Below are 17,650 nucleotides of genomic sequence, written 5' to 3'. Positions count from 1 at the left end.
AAGCTACAGCTACACAAGCTACACTGGCAAGCTACAGCAAGCTATAAACAGCTACACTGGCTGGGGAACCTGGATTCGAACCAAGATTGACGGAGTCAGAGTCCGCTGTTCTACCATTAAACTATTCCCCAATAAGTCTATTTTAATGTTTCTAGCAGATTCTAAAGTGTACGCAAGCGCAAAAAATCTTTGTGACTATCGATAATAAAGAGCAATAGGGATATCATTGATCGTTTTGATTTGAATATCGATCTCATAAATGTCTTTAAGAATTTCTGGTTGCATAATTTCTTTTGGAGTTCCACAATAAGCTGCTTTCCCATTTTTCAGTGCAACAATCATATCTGAATAAGATGAGGCAAAATTAATATCATGCATAACAATAAGAATGGTTTTTTTCAGTTCATCGGCTGTGCGGCGTAACTGCTTCATCATAGAAACGGCGTGTTTCATATCCAGATTGTTTAATGGTTCGTCTAAGAGAAGATAATCGGTATCTTGACAGATGACCATGGCAATAAAAGCGCGCTGACGCTGACCACCAGAAAGCTCATCTAAAAAGCGGTCCTTTAAATCTTGTAAACCAAGATAGCGTAGTGCACTGTCGATGAACTGTTTATCTTCTTTATTATACCAGCCTTTTGAGTAAGGATAGCGTCCAAAACTTACTAAATCGTACACGGTTAAACGGAAAGATAAAGGATTATCTTGACGCAAAATTGAAAGCTTTTGAGCCAAAATGTCATGAGGCAATTTATCAATATCAAAGCCATCGATATGAATTGTTCCTTTGTCGTGTGGTAAAAGACGTCTTATCAGCATTAAAAGAGTGGATTTTCCCGAACCATTGGGCCCAATAAGAGAAATAATCCCCCCTTTGGGAAGATGAAGGCATAAATTATCGATAATCAATCGTGCTCCGTAAGCCTTGGAAAGATGATTGATTTCAATCATTTTAATTTCCCCTTCATTAGTAACATTAAAAAGACTGTCCCTCCACAAAACTCAATGATAAAACTTAAACGTCCTGCCATATGAAAAATTTGCTCTAAAATAAATTGTCCCCCCACCAAACAAATAATCGCTAATAATATTGCAATTGGTACAACAACGCTGTGTTTTGCTTGAGGTGAAAGTTCATAAGCAAGGTTGGCAACTAACAGTCCAAAAAAGGTGACGGGGCCTACCAATGCGGTGGAAATGGATACGAGAATGGAAACAAAAATAAGGATAGCTGTTGCACTTTTATGGTAGTTAACGCCAAGATTGAGAGCATTTTCACGTCCTAAAGCCAAAATATCAAGAAGATGACGTGAGCGCCAACCAATCAAACTCACAATGAAAACAATGATGGTGGCAAAGCTTATGAGGGATGTATTAAATTTATTAAAATTTGCAAACATAATATCCGTTAAATTCATCATTTGGTCTGGATTAAGTTGCAATTGCATAAACATTCGTAAACTGAAAAAAAAGCCACCCAAAACAACACCAATTAAAAGTGTTAGGTGAAGTCCCTTTAGGCTTCCTGAAAAGAGCCAACGAAAAAGGCTTGTCGAAAAAAAAATGAGAATGAGAGCTTCGAGAATGAGTTGTCCTTCTTCATTTAAAAAAGGCAAGGAAAGAGAGCCTACAAAATATATCAAAACAGTCTTTATTAAGATATAAAGCTGATCAAATCCCATAATAGAAGGGGTAAGAAGACGATTGTTAACGATTGTTTGAAATAAAACTGTAGAAACGCTTATTGCATAGGCAATAAGAAGCAGAGAGATGAGTTTTGTAAGACGGAATGTCCATGTATAAACATTGATATTCCATGTCATGTAAAGACTGATGACAATACATGCTAAAATGATAAGTATCGTTAGGACACATATTGTTTTTTTTCTTCTATCCAAGACGCTTTCTCCAGCGTAAAAGCAGTATCATAAAAATAAAACTACCGATCACGCCCATCATGGTGCTGATGGGAACTTCAAAAGAAGGATGAATGATTCGTCCTAAAAGGTCACAAATCAAGACCAATCCTGCGCCACTGATGGCTACCCAAGGAGCACTATAGCGCATATTATCTCCCATGAAGCTTGAAACAATATTGGGAATAATTAATCCGACAAAAGGAATACGGCCGACAGTACAGACGACAACCGCGGTGATTGAGGCGACAATAAAAAGACCAAAAAACATGACAACACGATAATTTAATCCAAGATTATTGGTCAAATCTTCTCCCAAACTTGCAACCGTAAAGCGATCAGCAGTACAATAGGCAAGAATACACAGAGGAAGAGAGAGCCATAAAAGTTCGTATTTCCCTTCAAGAATCATGGCAAAACTACCAAATAAGTAAGCTTGAAGAGAAGGAAGGAGCATTTCATAATCTGCAATGGCATTGGTTAATGAGCCAATGATATAGCTTAGCATAATCCCTGTCAGGGGGACAATAAGAGCAGACTTTAGAGGAATGCGACGCAATAAAAACATAAAAAGTAAAGTGCCCATTATGGCAAAAAGCGTTGCAACAGCCATTTTTCCTAAGACAGGGATATTGGGCAGAAAAATCATAATAAAAAGAATGCCAAGAGAAGCCGATTCAACGGTTCCAGCGGTTGATGGCTCGACAAAGCGATTGCGTGTCAGAAGTTGCATAATCATGCCTGAAAGTGCAAGTGCTGCTCCTACCAAAAGAATTGCAATAGTGCGAGGAAGACGTGTTTGCCAAAAAATAAACCATGCATGGGGATCAGCTGCGAAGAGATCAGAAGGTGTAACATCAGAATAACCAACAAAAATGCTGAGGATAGACAGGAGAATGAGAAATGCTATGGTTATCCAGTAATGCTTCACGTTAAATCATTTTCTAACAAAACTTAATAAAAAAAGCAAAGGCTGCTTAATAAACAACCTTTGCTTTTAAATTTTATTTATAGTGCAAGCAAGTTATTTTGCGTACTTATTTGCTCTTTGTAAAGGCTTCATTGATCTGCTTAGCGGTTTCAAGCAGTCCTGTTAAACCACCACTTGCACGATACCAACTCCAAGAGTCTAAATAGATAATCTGGTTTTGTTTGCTCGCGGTTGTACGGTGTACAAGCTCATTGTTAAGCAGTTGTGCTGCGGACTGCCCTTCTCGTCCAATAGCAGCATCACGATCAATAACCAACAACCAATCAGGATTTGTCTCAAGTATAAATTCAGGAGAAATGAGTTGTCCATGTTTTTGTACAGTAAGCTTATCGGTTGCAGGAGTAATTCCAAAAGCGGAATGGAAAATATCGAAACGTGATTTTGGTCCCAAAGCACTTATTTTCCCGCCAGAGGTCATCAGTACGAGCCCTGTGCCTTTTCCTTGAGTATTTTTGCGGACTTCAGCTAAGGTTTCATCAAGTTTTGCAATTTCCTTTTCTGCTTCTTGTTCTTTGCCAAAAACTTTTCCCAAGATAGACACATTCCGTTTAATATCTTCAAGAGAATTTTCGTTTCCTACTGTCAAATCAATCGTTGGAGCGATTTTGGATAAATCTTTATATTTTGGTTGCGTTCTAGAGGAAATAATAATCAAATCGGGTTGGAGAGTGGCAATTTTTTCATAATCTGGTTCAAAAAGAGTCCCAATTTTTTCATATTTTTCATCATTAAATTGTTGCAGGTAGGAAGGTTTATGTCCTTCAGGAATACCAACAACTGCTTTGATCCCAAGGCGATTCATATTATCAAGGGTAGCAATATCAAACACCACAACTTTTTTCGGAGAAGCAGGAACAGAAGTCGTGCCTGAAACATGATTAATCGTTATATTTTTTTGAGTACTCGTATTTGCACTACTGGTCTGTGTCCATAAAATCGCTGCAAAGCTGATTGCAACTAGTAAGACAGAAGTTACCCATTTCATATATTTTGTCATTGTGATTTCATCCTTTTTATCACGTAATTACAAGGGTTTGTACACTTAAAAACTTAACTTAGGTATTTTTATGCACAAAACGATACGATAGTAAATAACACTATGTTGTAAAGCTTGTTAATATATGTTACAAAACGTTCACTTACCTCATTTTCACTTAATCCTAGTGTTTTTGCAACATATTTAGAAAGTTCAATATATGATCAATATATTTAAAAAGCGTACACGTCTGTATGCACTGACAACAAGTATTTTTTTCTTTTCTTTACAATTGCAGGGGGCGGATGCATCAATGGCGTTAGATCTTGGTTCTATGTGGGGGCAAAGTATGAGCGAAGGGAATTTAGAAATTCCAGGTGTTTCCAAACCTAATTCAGTAGAAGGCGTTCGAGGGGCAAATATTGTATCTGGGGGGCTGCTTTATCACCTCCTGCTTCACTTCCTACTTCAGGACCTGCTTCAGGAGGAGTACCAGGTGCTTTTGAGGTGGTAGTGCTGGGACAAGCTGAAAATGGACTAGGTAATTCTAGTGGTGAAGCAGGTGTTGGAATAATCAATCCTGCAACATTGCCTGTTAAAGATGGGGTTAATTTCGATCTAAACGGTTTGTTGACATCGGCAAAGGAATCCGCTTCTCGAACTCAGAATCCCAGTGCTGGAACTCAAGAGGAGATTATTGGGGTTTGGGCTGCAAATCGTCAAGGTATTGCTGAAAATAAGGAAATCTTCGCTTCTTTTATAGGAGTTGCAGCTATATCAGATTCGTTTCTTTTGTTGAAAGAGGCACAGATTCAGAACCCAACATTGGGATTGTACAATAGTGAATCTAAACTGATGTTCTCTGGAAATATAACTCTTAGGGACGGAAGTATAGGAGTTATGGTAGAAAATGGTGCATCTAGTATTTTAAATGGAGCTCACTTTAGAGTCGGTCTAAGCGCAGGCCCTCAAGCTGAAAGAGAAGGCGCGCAAGATGTGGATAATGGGGGGCAAATAAAGAATATTGGTTTTCTAACACGTGGGGGGATTATTACCTTGATTAACGGGTCTTATACTTGTAATAGTCAGTGTTCTGCTGTTTGGATCACTAAAGATAGTTCTCTACCTAATCCATCTAATCTCGCTTCATCTGAGACACGTAATGCTGAAAGAGCTCCACGTAATGCTCAAAAATCTAGAGAGGGAAGTCAGACTCGAAGATCTGGAAAGGGTACTGATCAATTATCTAGAATGAAGGAAGGTTTTGATAGTGTAGAAGAGAAAATTTGGACTAGTGTTGCTACAAGTATTTCTTCTATAGTGCCTGATTCTTCTATAGTGCCTGAAGATGAACGGTTTCGTACTTGGAAGATGAGTGTGAATGCGTATGACTCAAATATTACCATGGGTGATGAAAATTCTTATGGTATAGTTTTTAAAAATATTACTGGGGGCGATGAAGAGCATGATCAAAGCCAAAGACAGGGGGTGCGCGTGGTTTTTTTGCAAAATACTCAGATCGATGTTCAAAAAGGTGTTGGTATTTATGGTGAGGGTTTGGATGGTTATGTTATTTTAAAAGAAAATTCAAGGATTCAAAGTGATTTATTGTTGAAAGCTAAATCAAATTCTCAGTTATCTGTTTTGTCTCAGAGGTCAGTAATTTCAGGAGCGGCACGTGTTGAGGATAGCACTAAGGATAACAATGCTACTGCTAGATTTTATTTGACCGATAACTCACAATGGCTGGTATCAAAAAGTAAATTTTTCTCTTCTAACAATATCGGTTGTGATTTATGTATTTCGTTTATAAGTCTTAAAGATAGTTCTATTAAGTTTACATATCCGAGCAATGGGAAAGGCTATCAAAAGCTTTATATAGGACGACCTGAAGATCGGGGAACGGCTTACAGTGCTACAGGAAGATCAGGGATTTACTTTAATGTACTTTCATTTCCTGTTTCGGTTGATGATAATGATGATGGTATGTCAGATAAGCTTTTTATTCGTGGTAATGTTTCTGGACAAACTAAAGTGTATGTGAATCAATCTGTCAATAGAGATGTCAGTGGAAGTCCATGGCAGGGTAATGATATAAACGCTTCGCCTAGAGTTCCGAGTATTTCACTTATTACAGTGATTGGAGAGGCACAACAGAATAGTTTTACTTTAGAAGATGCGTATGTCACTCTAGGAAACTTACCTTATCAGTATGTTCTTAAGGCCTATAAACAAAACGGAACTTGGTCTTTCTGCTTAGAAGATAAGGAATATAATAGGGGAGGGTCTACTTCTTCACCGTCTGATTTTGGCAGATCTGGAATATCTGGGGATAACGGGTCTATTCCTTCATTTACACTTGAAGATTCATATGCTGAAGCATCTGAGAGCGTTGAAACAGGAGTGGATATTTATTTACCGACTGATCTTGGCAGGTCTGAAACGTCTGGGTATGACGAGCTTACTCCTTTATTTACACTTGGAGATTCAGATGCTGAAGAATCTGATTTGATATTTGAATCATTTGATGAGCTTGATGAAGAAGAGGAGGATGAAGATTTTGGAGAATCTATAGATGAGATGTCTGTTTCTTTAACCAGAAATGATTCATCTGCTAATCTTGGGAGATCTGACGCATCTGAGGTTATAATACTTAATGCGCCTGCACCTATACAATCAGCTGCTTCCGTAGAGCCTTCTGCTGGTGTTGGAGGCGTTCCTCAGCCTGATCGTTCTAATAATGGAGGTGTTTCTTCTACATGTGATGATACTACAAGGCAAAATGGTCAGCAAGAATCACAAGCTCCTTATTCGTGTAGTGATGGTAAATTACATACGGTGCAAAATTCTACACTGAAGGCAAATAATGATACTCAGCATTCTATGCATGCGAAAAATAAGGGTACAGTTATTAAGTTAGAGAATGTTTCCATTAGTGGTGCGGGTGCTTCTAACGTGAAGAATGATGTTGATGCGGATGTAAGTGCTGTGGCGGCTGTAAGTGCTGTGCTTGCAGAAAAAAAAGCAAAGGTTGTTTTGGAAAAAAACTCAACAATTCAGTCTTCTGAGATTGGGCTTGAAGCGCAAAGGGATGGAAAGATTGAGATGGCCAATGGAGCGATCAGTGCTCGTTATGTGGGCGTTTTAGCAGGTTCTGGGGCATCTGTTAATTTGAAAGGCACGCAAATTAACCTGACAGGGGAAGAGGCTGTCGCTGGTCTGGCAAGTCAAGGCGGTGAGATAACCATGGACTCTGGGGATATTACCTTGACAGAGGGCGTGGCTGTAAGGTCAGAATCTGGGGGAAGCATTAAGTTAGATAAAGTTGACGTTACTGTGAAAAAAGCAGCAGGCAGGTCGAATTCTCAAGAGAAATTTGGGAGTGCTGCTGTTCTATTGACTGATAAAGCTTCTGTTGATTTAAAAAATGGAAGTATTACTACTGATGCAGTTGCTTTGTGGGTTAGGGAGAGTGATAATGCGAATGGAACTAGTTCTTCTGAAAGTCGTCCTGCTGTAAATCACGCAAATATTGAGAATTCTACCGTTACAGTAGAAGGCAGTGGTACTTACGGTATATACTTTGATGGCGGAGCACAGAAAAAAAGGAGTGCACAAAATCGGAGTAAGAATCTAACGCCTGGGAAAGCAGCTGTTGTTAAGCGCAGTGCTGAATCCAAACAAGAAAAAACACCTATAGGCGTAACGGGGAAAATTTCATTGAAAAGGACTCAGTTTGAAGTTGCAAAGGGTATAGCGATCTATGGTAATAACTCTGCTGGGCATGTTTCATTAGAAGATAAAACAACTCTTGTGGGTGATTTATTGTTAAAGGCTGAGAATGATACTAATGTATCGGTTTCAGTTGATAATTCTATTGTTACCGGAGGGGTTCGCGTTACTAAAGATTCTTATGCAAAATTAGACTTAGTTAATGGATCAGAGTGGATTCTCAAAAGAAGTACTCAGAAGAATTTGGCTCCGCTAGATTCAAGATGTGTGGATTCATGTGTTTCCTCTGTAAGTCTTGTAAATAGTGTTATTAACTTTATATCTTCGGGAACTAAGGGAAAATATCAGACTCTTCATATTGGAAGTGGCAATGGCACAGTTTATGAGGCGCAGGGTGATGCTGTAATTCATCTCAATGCACGTTTAAATCCTCATGATCCAAGTGGTCAACAAGTAACGGACCGGCTTGTCATTCATGGTGATGTTTCTGGAAAAACAAAAGTATATGTACGAGGAGATGCGGGCAATGTAGGAAATGGTCAAGCAAATGCTAAGATTGCTCATAGTGTTTCAGTTATTCAGGTCTATGGTCAAGCGAAGAAAAATTCTTTCCAACTTGATGGCGATTATGTTGCGCTGAGTAACTCACCTTACAAATACACTCTTCGTGCTTATGGTCCAGAAGCGACTTTAAGACAGGAGCATGCGCAACAGAAATTTGTGAAGAATGGTGGAGCGTTTTGGAACTTCCGTTTAGAAAATCAATATGTGAAGTCTGCTGGATCTGCTTCCCTTTCTAAACAGTTTGTCAGGTCTGTCGTTCCGCAAGTTCCAACTTATCTTGTCTTGCCTAATAGCATATTCCATGCTGGTTTGATGGATATTAACAATCAAAATAAGCAGTTGGAGACATTGCGGATGACGCCTAAAGGAACGGTAGAGGTTCGTGAGAATCCTTCTTTGTACTTGCGCGGCTATGGTGGAAGTTACCGTTATACTTCAGATTTATCTGCACTTGAATATGGTTATGGCAGCGATCTTAACTATCATGGTGTAGAGGTTGGTGCTTTATTGCAAACAATTGAAAATGCTGACAATGTTGTATCATTGGGTATTATGGGAACTTATGGAAAGCTTTCTCTACAGCCTTTGGATGTTGAGCAAAGTCAGAAGAGTGCCTTTGATAAGTGGACTGCTACAGCCTATGGTAGCATGCAGCATGATGCTGGTTTTTATGTCGATGGTCTTTTGTCCTATGGTCTCTTAAAAGGTGATGTTCTCACTCAGGCACGGGGTAAGACAGCAACATTGAAAGGTAGTCCTTTTAGTGTTTCCTTGATGAGTGGTCAGACAATTGTCACAGGGTATGAAGGCTTTGTCTTTGATCCGCAGGTTCAGGTTGTTTATCAGCATCTCCAATTCAATAAGGCTCGTGATATTGATAATTTTGATATTGAAATGGGTAATCTTAATCAATGGGTGGCACGTGTTGGTGGACGCTTAACGAAGACTCCTACAGACTCTGAAGGCGTGGATGCTATTGCTTTCTATGGTAAACTGTATTTTGCTCATGGTTTTGGAGAAAAACAGTCTGTGCGTTTCAATGATGCTTTCAAGTTAGGAGCATTTGGTTCTTCATTAGAGGCTGGAGTGGGCTTTAATGCCAAATTGTTGCCACAGTTCTCTCTGCATGCTGATATTCTTTATCAGCATAAGCTTAATAAAGGTGGTTTTTCTGGAACAAGTTTCTCCGGAGGATTACGTTATCAGTTCTAATATAAAGTACAGGATGTATTTTTTTAGAAAAGGCAGCACAGTGTGCTGCCTTTTTTCTTTATAACAACGTGTGTTGTTCTTAAAAATTTCTCGTCTTTTTGATATGAATAAGAAGACATCTTTTATTGTGCGTATTGTGCGCATTGTGCGCATTGTGCGCATGAGTACATTTTTCTATGCTAAAGCGCATTTTTTGAAAAAAATCTTAAAATTTGTGCTGCTGATGAATGATAAAGTGACTTACTTGCATGGGCTTTTAAGCGTGCAGGAGTCCAGTATGTGTTATGTTATCTTTTTAGATACTGTATTGATATCATCTAATATAATATTTGATGCTTTTTAAAGCTTGTTTTTTTAAAGCTTTTTTCTCTGATTTTAATTATTTTTTTTATTCATCTGGTTGTGGCGTAATTTTTAAAAGATCACAATGATAAGTTGCGCATTTAATTAATTGCACTTACAGGTTTAATTTTTCTTTACACGAAATACAGAATGCATTATACACTCATAAAGTGTGTTGTGCCGTTATTCTCTTATAGATAGTTTTATGTGGAGAGCTCATAGAGTTACTGGCAAGTTTATTAGGATAATTCATGACACGGTTTAGATGAGCATGAGAGACATGTCTTAATGGTTACACCGTCCATATTTTAGGTGCAGAGCGGCAGTTTTTCGAATGCTTTTACTTTCAATGAGAGGGGAAGAAAAGTTTCGAGGGAACTATGATTAAAGTGTTTAGAAATCATGTATGTTTATGTGTTTGTACGACAGCTATCCTTTCTTTTCTCCAAAATGGAGTAGTGGTTGGTGAAACTATGGGGAGGCGTGTTAGTGTGTCTTTTAACAATAATCATATTGGGGCCAGTATACCTACCGTCCCCGTTGCTCTTCCTCGTCCATATCCTTATGATATCAGTGCCTCTAGTGTTGATGGATATCCTATTGCTCCTCCTCCTCCTCCTCCTATTGCTCCTCCTCCTATTGTTAAGATTGTTCCCGCTCTTCCTATTAGTGGTGTTGAGGGATATCCTATCTATAATTTGAAAGGGAAGAGTGGTGTTCGTTTTGCCTATAGTCGTAAAAGAGGAGGTAAAGACATAATATATAGAGTACATGAAAATGGTAAGCTTATATTGCATGATGGTGTGCATTATATATGCGATAATTGTAGAAAAGATAAAATTGATAATCGATCTTATAAGGTTATTTATGGAGCAATCCCGAAGAGCAGTGCTGTTGTAATGGTGAAGGGGATGAATACAGAGGTTCACGGAAAGGAGGTAAAAGTTAGCGGTAATGTTTCTGATAAAGATTTTCTCATTGGTGTGCATGTATTAGAGAAAGGGAAGATTTTTTTGAAAGAACCGATTCTCAAAGGCACAGCTATAGCCCTTCGTGCGAGTGGGGGGATGATTAAGGTCAAGAAGGGAAAGATTGAACACAGTGGTGAGGGGGTTGATGCGGCAGACGAGTCATTTGTTCGTTTAGAAGATACAGACATTAAGACTGCTCGTGGGAATGCAAGTATTTTGAGTTATGATCACTCAAAAGTTCAGATGTCAGGTGGATCCATTGATTTTATGGATAGCCATGGCGTTTTTGCAATGTCAGGTGGGAAGGTAAGTCTCAAGAATGTTACTGTTATTGGGAAGGGCGAAAAAGACAAGGATTACGCAGTTTTGCGTGCGGGTTTAGGTGGTTCTATTAATTTAAAGGAGGCTATTACTATTAGCGTTGTGGATGCCCATGGTGTATTATTAGGAAATCCAGACGATTCTGTTCCTGTGCAGGAAGTTAAAGATTTATCGAAAGAGGATTCTGTTTCAAAAGTTTCTATGACTCAAGTGAATATAAAATCCTCTTCTGTTACAGTAAAGGGGAAGGGATTTTATGGTATTTATTTTAGAGGACAAAAGCCATGGGGTGAAGATGGGGATAAAAAAGAGGAAATTTCATTAGAGGAAGAAAAAGCATCATCACAATTAGAACTTGTTAATTTGAACACAACAAATTTTTCTGTTTTAGATGATGTAGCGCTTTATGGTAAAAATGTTATTTCTGGTGCGGTGAGCTTAATAAAAAGCACCATTCGTTCAGACAATGCCTTATTAAAGACTGAAAACGGGGCTTCTATAACAGTTTTGGCTGATGGCTCTACGCTTGAAGGTCGCACACACGTTGATCAAGATTCTAATGCCGAACTTTATTTGGGAGGTGGTTCTAAGTGGATTTTACAGCAAAGTCCACAGAGAGATCAAATTGAGGATACAAAGGATTCTTCTATTTCACTCGTCAGTCTTATGGGGGAAAGCTCTATTAATTTTAAAAGACATGAATCTTCTTCTGTTGATGATTATCAAACCCTTCGTATTGGAAAGGGAAAGGGTGAAGTTTATAAGGCGCAAGATGGCGCACATATTTATCTTAACACATATCTGAATAGCGGTGGTGCTCTTGATCAGCAAAAGACGGATCGCGTTTTGATCCATGGTGATGTTTCTGGAGAAACGATGGTTCATGTCCGTGCTGTTTCAGATAGTCCAGGAGAACACACCGGCAGTGGTGGAAATAATCAAGGGATTTCAGTCATTCAGGTTTATGGAAAGGCAGAGAAAGATTCTTTTCAATTAGATGGTGGTTATGTGGCATTGGGTCATACGCCTTATCAGTATAAGCTTTATGCTTATGGTCCAGAGTCTGATTTAGGAAAAGCAGACTCTGATCAAAGATTAGTTGAAGGGAATGGAGAGTTTTGGGATTTTCGCCTCGAAAGCCGGCTTATGGATGATGTTAAACCTGAACCTGAACCAGGCCCTGGTCCAACGCCTCCCCCATCTCCGGAACCACATCCTAAGCCGGAAGTTAAGGCTGTTGTTCCGCAGGTTCCGACTTATCTTCTTTTACCTAATGCTTTATTTCATGTTGGTTTGATGAATGTTAGCAATCAGAATAAGCGGTTGGAAGCTTTGCGAACTGCAGCTGGTGGCCTGTTAGAAAGCCGTGAAAATCCTTTCTTTTTTGTGCGTGGTTATGGTGGTAACCATCGTTATACTTCAAATCTTTCTGCACTTGAATATGGTTATGGCGGCGAGCTTTCTTATAATGCCATGGAGGCAGGTATTTTGCTCAAAGCAGTCGAAAATATGTATGGAACCACTTCTTTTGGGGTTATGGGGTCTTATGAGAAATTTTCTTTACACCCTTTAAATGTTGAACAGAGTCAAAAAAGTACCTTTGATAAATGGTCCGTTGCAGCCTATGGTGGTATGCAGCATGATGCAGGTTTTTACGTTGATGGTCTTGTATCTTACGGTTTATTTAAGGGTGATGTTCAGACAACAGCGCGGGGTAAAACAGCAACATTAAAGGGAAATCCTTTAAGTGCTTCCTTGACGTCTGGTAAAACATTTATGGTAGGAGAGGACGGTTTTGTTTTTGATCCGCAAGTTCAGGTTGTTTATCAATATCTTCAGTTTAATAAGGCGCGTGATGTTGATGGCTTTGATATTGATCTTGGTAAGCTTCATCAGTGGGTGGGGCGTGTTGGGGGGCGTTTAACAAAGATGTTGGTTGCCACTGATGAGTTTCAAGTTGTTTCTTTCTATGGTAAGCTTCATCTTGCTCATGGTTTTGAAGCAAAACGATTTGTGCATTTTAAAGATGCTTTTCAACTTGGAGCTTTTGGCTCTTCATTAGAAACTGGTGTAGGCTTTAATGCCCAATTGTCTGAAAAGTTTGCACTTCACGGTGATTTGGTTTATCAGCACAAGCTAACGAAAGCTGGTTTTTCTGGAACCAGTTTTTCGGGCGGATTGCGGTATCATTTCTAGAGTTATTATTGTTTTTGTTTAATCTTTGAAAAAGCCATAAGTTGTGCTTGTGGCTTTTTTGTACTCTATTCATTTTGTTGTTATAGTCTTTTTACAAGAGTGTGGTTTTGCATTTCTTTAATATATTTAGGGCTGTATTTTTGTTATTTTTCTTGAAAAATTGAATAAGTTTGTACGTTTTTTCAAAATGTGTATTTTAGAGTGATTATCATATTTTTTTATAATATACTGATTTATAAATATATTTTTAATGAGAAATTCAAAATACTTCAATATTCTTAAATCTATAAAAAGCATTTTTTGCATAAGTAGGATTGGCTGTTGGATAAAAAATCATTTTAGGAAAAGCTAAAAATGAAAAGGTGGCAATATAGTTTTGTGAATTGTGTTAATGGGGAGGGGATTTACATTATGAGAAGTTGGAAAAAATGATGCTCTTTAAAGGGAGTATATCCGATAAATTTGTATCTGCTGCTGTTGTGAAATGGGGTTGGACAAAAGGAGGAATATCTAAGAACATCGGTGAATGAAGAACATATTTTTTTAACAATGTATTTTTTAAGAATGTGAAAAATACAGGATGATGTCATGTGTAATCTTTACTTTGTAAAGATAAGGCGTTGAATGCTGTTGGCATTGTAAAATTGAATAAGGAGATGGTAAAAATAGGAACTTATTTTGACACGTTCCTATTTTAAATTGAGCTACCTTGCCATAAAGATTGCCTAAGGATAGATATAGGTGTTTGTCTTGTTTTCTAATTTGAACATATGTTTTGTTTGCTTATTGCCTCACGTTTTTGTTTATCGCGTTCCTTAATGGGGTCACGACCCTCACGTAAAATAGAGCGCTTCCCAGTTGCCAATTCTCGGGCTTGTTTTAAAGAGACATCTCTTAAGGCACCCAAGCCCATTTCACGGCGCCGCTCATGAATGGTATAACGGTAATCCATTGAGCGTCCCTATCTTCAGGCTTATGAAGGAGTACACCGGCAGTATCATTATATTTGCTAGCCCTAGAATGTTGCGATAGTCCTTGTATTAAGACGATTCATAATGATCATTTTTACTCCTTTCTTTAACAGTTTTTAACCACACACCAGCCCCGCTTGTGATGTGCAAGCAAGTGATATTGATTGTTTCAATATAAACAGGTTTGAAATGAGAGAATCTTACGTTATTCGAGACTCTTATTCAAAATACAAAACAGTGAAATATGATTATAAATCAACGTTTTATTTGCTTGTAAAGTACTCATTCTTTCAATTGAGTATTTATCGCAAAGATGTGGACTATATCCGGCTCTGGAGATCAATTAGGTAGCCGTTAAAGAAGCATTTTAATAAATTACAACAGCTTAAAGCTGTTTTTGTATAACAACTTTAGAAATATTTTTAATTTCATATTTAAATAAAACACAATAACACCAATATATATTACACATTTAAGCCAAAACGTATTAATTTTTCTATTTTTAAAATCTTTTTTTACGTTATGGAGCTATTCATAGGGGGCAAAAATATGGTGGAATTATGGTCAAGATATTAAAAAATCGTTTCTCTTTATGTGCTTGTACTACAGCATTTCTTTTTTTAACACACAATGTTGACGCCGTTGTACGCAATGCTAAAGCTCAAGTGGCCTCTGGAAAAATGCAGTCTTCATGTAATCAGGATGTAGCATTTTATCACTGTAGTAATGGACGAACACATAAAATTAATAATAAAGTTTATTCGCTCACAGATCAAAATGCTCATGGAGTAGCTATAGAGGCGTCTAAAGACAAAACAGTTATTGATGGTAATAATATAACTATTCAAGGGACTGTGCCTGAAAAAAATAATTCGGAAAAGAAGTTTTGGCAATATGGTGTAAAGGTATCAGAAAAGGCGAAAGTCTTTCTGGACAAATCCAATTTGAGTGGCGTTTTAGTGGGGGCAGAAGTTTATGATGGTGGTTTCCTCATGATGAGTGAAGGATCGATTGATGCAACCTTTGATGCACTCAAAGTGGGGGGGGTTGCAGAGAAACAACCTCAAAATTCTTCAGAACAACAATCTCAAAGTCAAGCTTATTTAATTAACACACGCATTAGTCTAGGTGGTGTTGGGGTTAAAGTAGGAGAACAAGGGAGTATTACTTTAAAGGGTGTCTCTATTAGTGATAAGGGTGGAGAAGAGCTAAATGCAGGTCGTCAGAGTGATCATGCTGCTTTTCACGTATCTGGAGGTGGTTCTGTTCTGTTTATGAATAATGATTCGAAGAAAGGTTCTGTTGATGTTACAGATGCTCATGGGTTTTTATTTCAGGGAAATAGAAATAAAGCTGCTCTGGCTGAAATTGAAGATTCCAATATTACAGTGAGAGGGAATGCAGTTTATGGTATGCGCTTTGAAGGTGCAGTAGCATCAGAGGGGCAGGAAAAACAAACAAAAGTTTACTTGACCAATACATATTTTGACGTTCCAGATAGTATAGCTCTTTACAGCAATACATTTAGAGATCTTGTCATGCATTTAAAGGACACAAAGCTTCTTGGAGACTTGTTGCTAAAGGCTGATGGGGGCTCTTCTATATTGGTTTCGGCTGATAACTCTCAACTTGTTGGACAAACTCAGGTTGATAACAATTCGACGGTTGACCTTAATTTGAGAAATAATTCACAGTGGTCTTTGTTGCGGCCAAAAAATCAGAATTTACAAAGTTCTCAATATAGAGATGTTTCATTTATTTCATCGATCTATCTTTTTAATAGTTCTATTGTTTTTGAAAAACAGAAATCCGACACCGCTCATACTTATCAAATGCTTCGTGTTGGGAAAGGAACAGGTAAGGTTTATAGGGCGCAAGGCGATGCGCATATTTATCTTAATACATATTTAGATAAAGGGGGTGCTCTTGATCAGCAAAAAACAGATCGGCTTTTAATTCATGGTGATGTTGAAGGAGAAACGACGGTACATGTGCAAAGTGTTGCTGGAAGCTCAGGTGGCGGTACGGGAGGGTATGGAAATAACAAAGGTATTTCAATTATTCAGGTTTATGGAAAGGCGGAGGAAAATTCTTTTAAATTGCCTGGTGATTATGTTACGCTTGATGGTTTACCCTATCGGTATAGGCTTCTTGCATATGGTCCAAGCTCTTTTTTAGGGAAGGCAAATGCTTCTCAAAGATTGGTTGAAGGTGAAGGAGAATTTTGGGATTTCCGTCTCGCGAATGGACATATTGATCCCGATATTAAACCTGAGGTGCCTTCTGGTCGTCCTTCTCCTGAATTCAAACCATTGCCTCATCCTAGACCCCTTAAGCCGCGGGTTAAGGCTGTTGTTCCGCAAGTTCCAAGTTATCTCATCTTGCCGAATAGCTTGTTTCATGCTGGTTTGATGGATATCAGTAATCAAAATAAGCAGCTGGAGATACAGCGTAATTCTAGTAGAGTGTTGAAAATTCATGAAAATCCCACTTCATTTTTGCGTGGTTATGGGGGGAGTTATCGTTATACCTCAGATTTATCTGCACTTGAATATGGTTATGGAGGTGATTTAGGGTATTATGCACTCGAGGGGGGTATTTTGCTACAAACCGTTGAAAATGTTGACAGTGCCATATCCTTTGGGGTGATGGGAACTTATGGAAAGCTTTCTCTACAGCCTTTGGATGTTGAGCAAAGTCAGAAGAGTGCCTTTGATAAGTGGACTGCTACAGCCTATGGTAGCATGCAGCATGATGCTGGTTTTTATGTCGATGGTCTTTTGTCCTATGGTCTGTTTAAGGGAGATGTTCTCACTCAGGCACGGGGTAAGACAGCAACATTGCAGGGATATCCTTTGAGTGTTTCATTGATGGGCGGACAGAAAATTACCACAGGGTATGAAGGCTTTGTCTTTGATCCGCAGGTTCAGGTTGTTTATCAGCATCTCCAATTCAATAAGGCCCATGATATTGATAATTTTGATATTGAAATGGGTAATCTTAATCAATGGGTGGCACGTGTTGGTGGGCGCTTAACGAAGACTCTTGCTGCATCTGAAAAGGATCGTGATGTTTCTTTCTATGGTAAGCTTCATTTTGCTCATGGTTTTGGAGAAAAACAGTCTGTGCGTTTCAATGATGCTTTCAAGTTAGGAGCATTTGGTTCTTCATTAGAGGCTGGATTGGGGCTTAATGCCCGCTTATCTGAAAAAATCTCGTTTTATGGGGATTTGGTTTATCAACATAAGTTGAGTAAAGGTGGTTTTTCTGGAACAAGTTTCTCCGGAGGATTACGTTATCAGTTCTAATATAAAGTACAGGATGTATTTTTTTAGAAAAGGCAGCACAGTGTGCTGCCTTTTTTCTTTATAACAACGTGTGTTGTTCTTAAAAATTTCTCGTCTTTTTGATATGAATAAGAAGACATCTTTTATTGTGCGTATTGTGCGCATTGT

At 38.4% G+C, this 17,650-nt stretch carries 8 protein-coding genes, 1 tRNA gene and 1 pseudogene; 4 read left to right on the top strand and 6 right to left on the bottom strand.

All coding sequences use genetic code 11. The features are described from left to right. Positions 1-57 precede the first annotated feature (57 nt). The 5 genes from AC6ER9_RS09560 to AC6ER9_RS09540 form a co-directional block, all read right to left on the bottom strand. Positions 58-131: transfer RNA gene (locus AC6ER9_RS09560), tRNA-Gln, on the bottom strand. A 64-nt stretch (positions 132-195) separates the two neighbouring features. Continuing rightward, a complete protein-coding gene (locus AC6ER9_RS09555) occupies positions 196-954 on the bottom strand; it encodes an iron ABC transporter ATP-binding protein (RefSeq protein ID WP_497074461.1) in 759 nt (252 codons plus the stop codon). Further along, on the bottom strand, positions 951-1,901 hold the full coding sequence (locus tag AC6ER9_RS09550) for an iron chelate uptake ABC transporter family permease subunit (protein WP_497074460.1): 951 nt from the start codon (positions 1,899-1,901) through the stop codon (positions 951-953). Before AC6ER9_RS09550 ends, AC6ER9_RS09555 begins: the two co-directional genes overlap by 4 nt. Beyond that, the gene (locus AC6ER9_RS09545; RefSeq protein WP_497074459.1) at positions 1,894-2,850 is read right to left on the bottom strand and encodes an ABC transporter permease; all 957 of its coding nucleotides are present in this window, start codon (positions 2,848-2,850) and stop codon (positions 1,894-1,896) included. The genes AC6ER9_RS09550 and AC6ER9_RS09545 overlap by 8 nt, the downstream gene beginning before the upstream one ends. 106 nt (positions 2,851-2,956) lie before the next feature. After that, entirely contained in the window at positions 2,957-3,907 is a 951-nt protein-coding gene (locus tag AC6ER9_RS09540; protein WP_497074458.1) for a siderophore ABC transporter substrate-binding protein, read from the bottom strand. Between the two features lie 199 nt (positions 3,908-4,106). On the opposite strand from AC6ER9_RS09540, the gene AC6ER9_RS09535 reads away from it, so the two are divergent. The 3 genes from AC6ER9_RS09535 to AC6ER9_RS09525 all read left to right on the top strand — a co-directional run bounded on the left by AC6ER9_RS09535 (position 4,107) and on the right by AC6ER9_RS09525 (position 13,224). Continuing rightward, positions 4,107-4,400: a hypothetical protein gene (locus AC6ER9_RS09535; protein WP_497074457.1), complete on the top strand. Its 294-nt coding sequence runs from the start codon at positions 4,107-4,109 to the stop codon at positions 4,398-4,400. Next, entirely contained in the window at positions 4,400-9,394 is a 4,995-nt protein-coding gene (locus AC6ER9_RS09530) for an autotransporter outer membrane beta-barrel domain-containing protein (protein ID WP_497074456.1), read from the top strand. Before AC6ER9_RS09535 ends, AC6ER9_RS09530 begins: the two co-directional genes overlap by 1 nt. Before the next feature lie 722 nt (positions 9,395-10,116). Continuing rightward, positions 10,117-13,224 carry an autotransporter family protein gene (locus AC6ER9_RS09525; protein ID WP_497074455.1) on the top strand — a complete coding sequence of 1,036 codons (3,108 nt, stop codon included), beginning with the start codon at positions 10,117-10,119 and terminating at the stop codon, positions 13,222-13,224. A 781-nt stretch (positions 13,225-14,005) separates the two neighbouring features. Here the strand turns inward: AC6ER9_RS09525 and AC6ER9_RS09520 are convergent. Further along, a pseudogene (locus tag AC6ER9_RS09520) lies at positions 14,006-14,287 on the bottom strand (Arm DNA-binding domain-containing protein); the annotation flags it as partial. A 468-nt stretch (positions 14,288-14,755) separates the two neighbouring features. Here AC6ER9_RS09520 and AC6ER9_RS09515 point away from each other — a divergent pair. Next, complete coding sequence (locus AC6ER9_RS09515) at positions 14,756-17,503, top strand: autotransporter family protein (protein ID WP_497074454.1); 2,748 nt, start codon at positions 14,756-14,758, stop codon at positions 17,501-17,503. Positions 17,504-17,650: the final 147 nt, after the last annotated feature.

This window comes from Bartonella sp. SL317 (assembly GCF_059687655.1).
The sequence above is the reverse complement of the archived record's forward strand: the minus strand, read 5'-3'. Positions and strand labels throughout refer to the sequence as shown.

Excerpts from the sequence above, each read along its gene's own strand:
- AC6ER9_RS09555 (WP_497074461.1), bottom strand. The coding sequence starts at position 954 with ATGATTGAAATCAATCATCTTTCCAAGGCTTACGGAGCACGATTGATT.
- AC6ER9_RS09540 (WP_497074458.1), bottom strand. The coding sequence starts at position 3,907 with ATGACAAAATATATGAAATGGGTAACTTCTGTCTTACTAGTTGCAATC.
- AC6ER9_RS09535 (WP_497074457.1), top strand. The coding sequence starts at position 4,107 with ATGATCAATATATTTAAAAAGCGTACACGTCTGTATGCACTGACAACA.
- AC6ER9_RS09525 (WP_497074455.1), top strand. The coding sequence starts at position 10,117 with ATGATTAAAGTGTTTAGAAATCATGTATGTTTATGTGTTTGTACGACA.
- AC6ER9_RS09515 (WP_497074454.1), top strand. The coding sequence starts at position 14,756 with ATGGTCAAGATATTAAAAAATCGTTTCTCTTTATGTGCTTGTACTACA.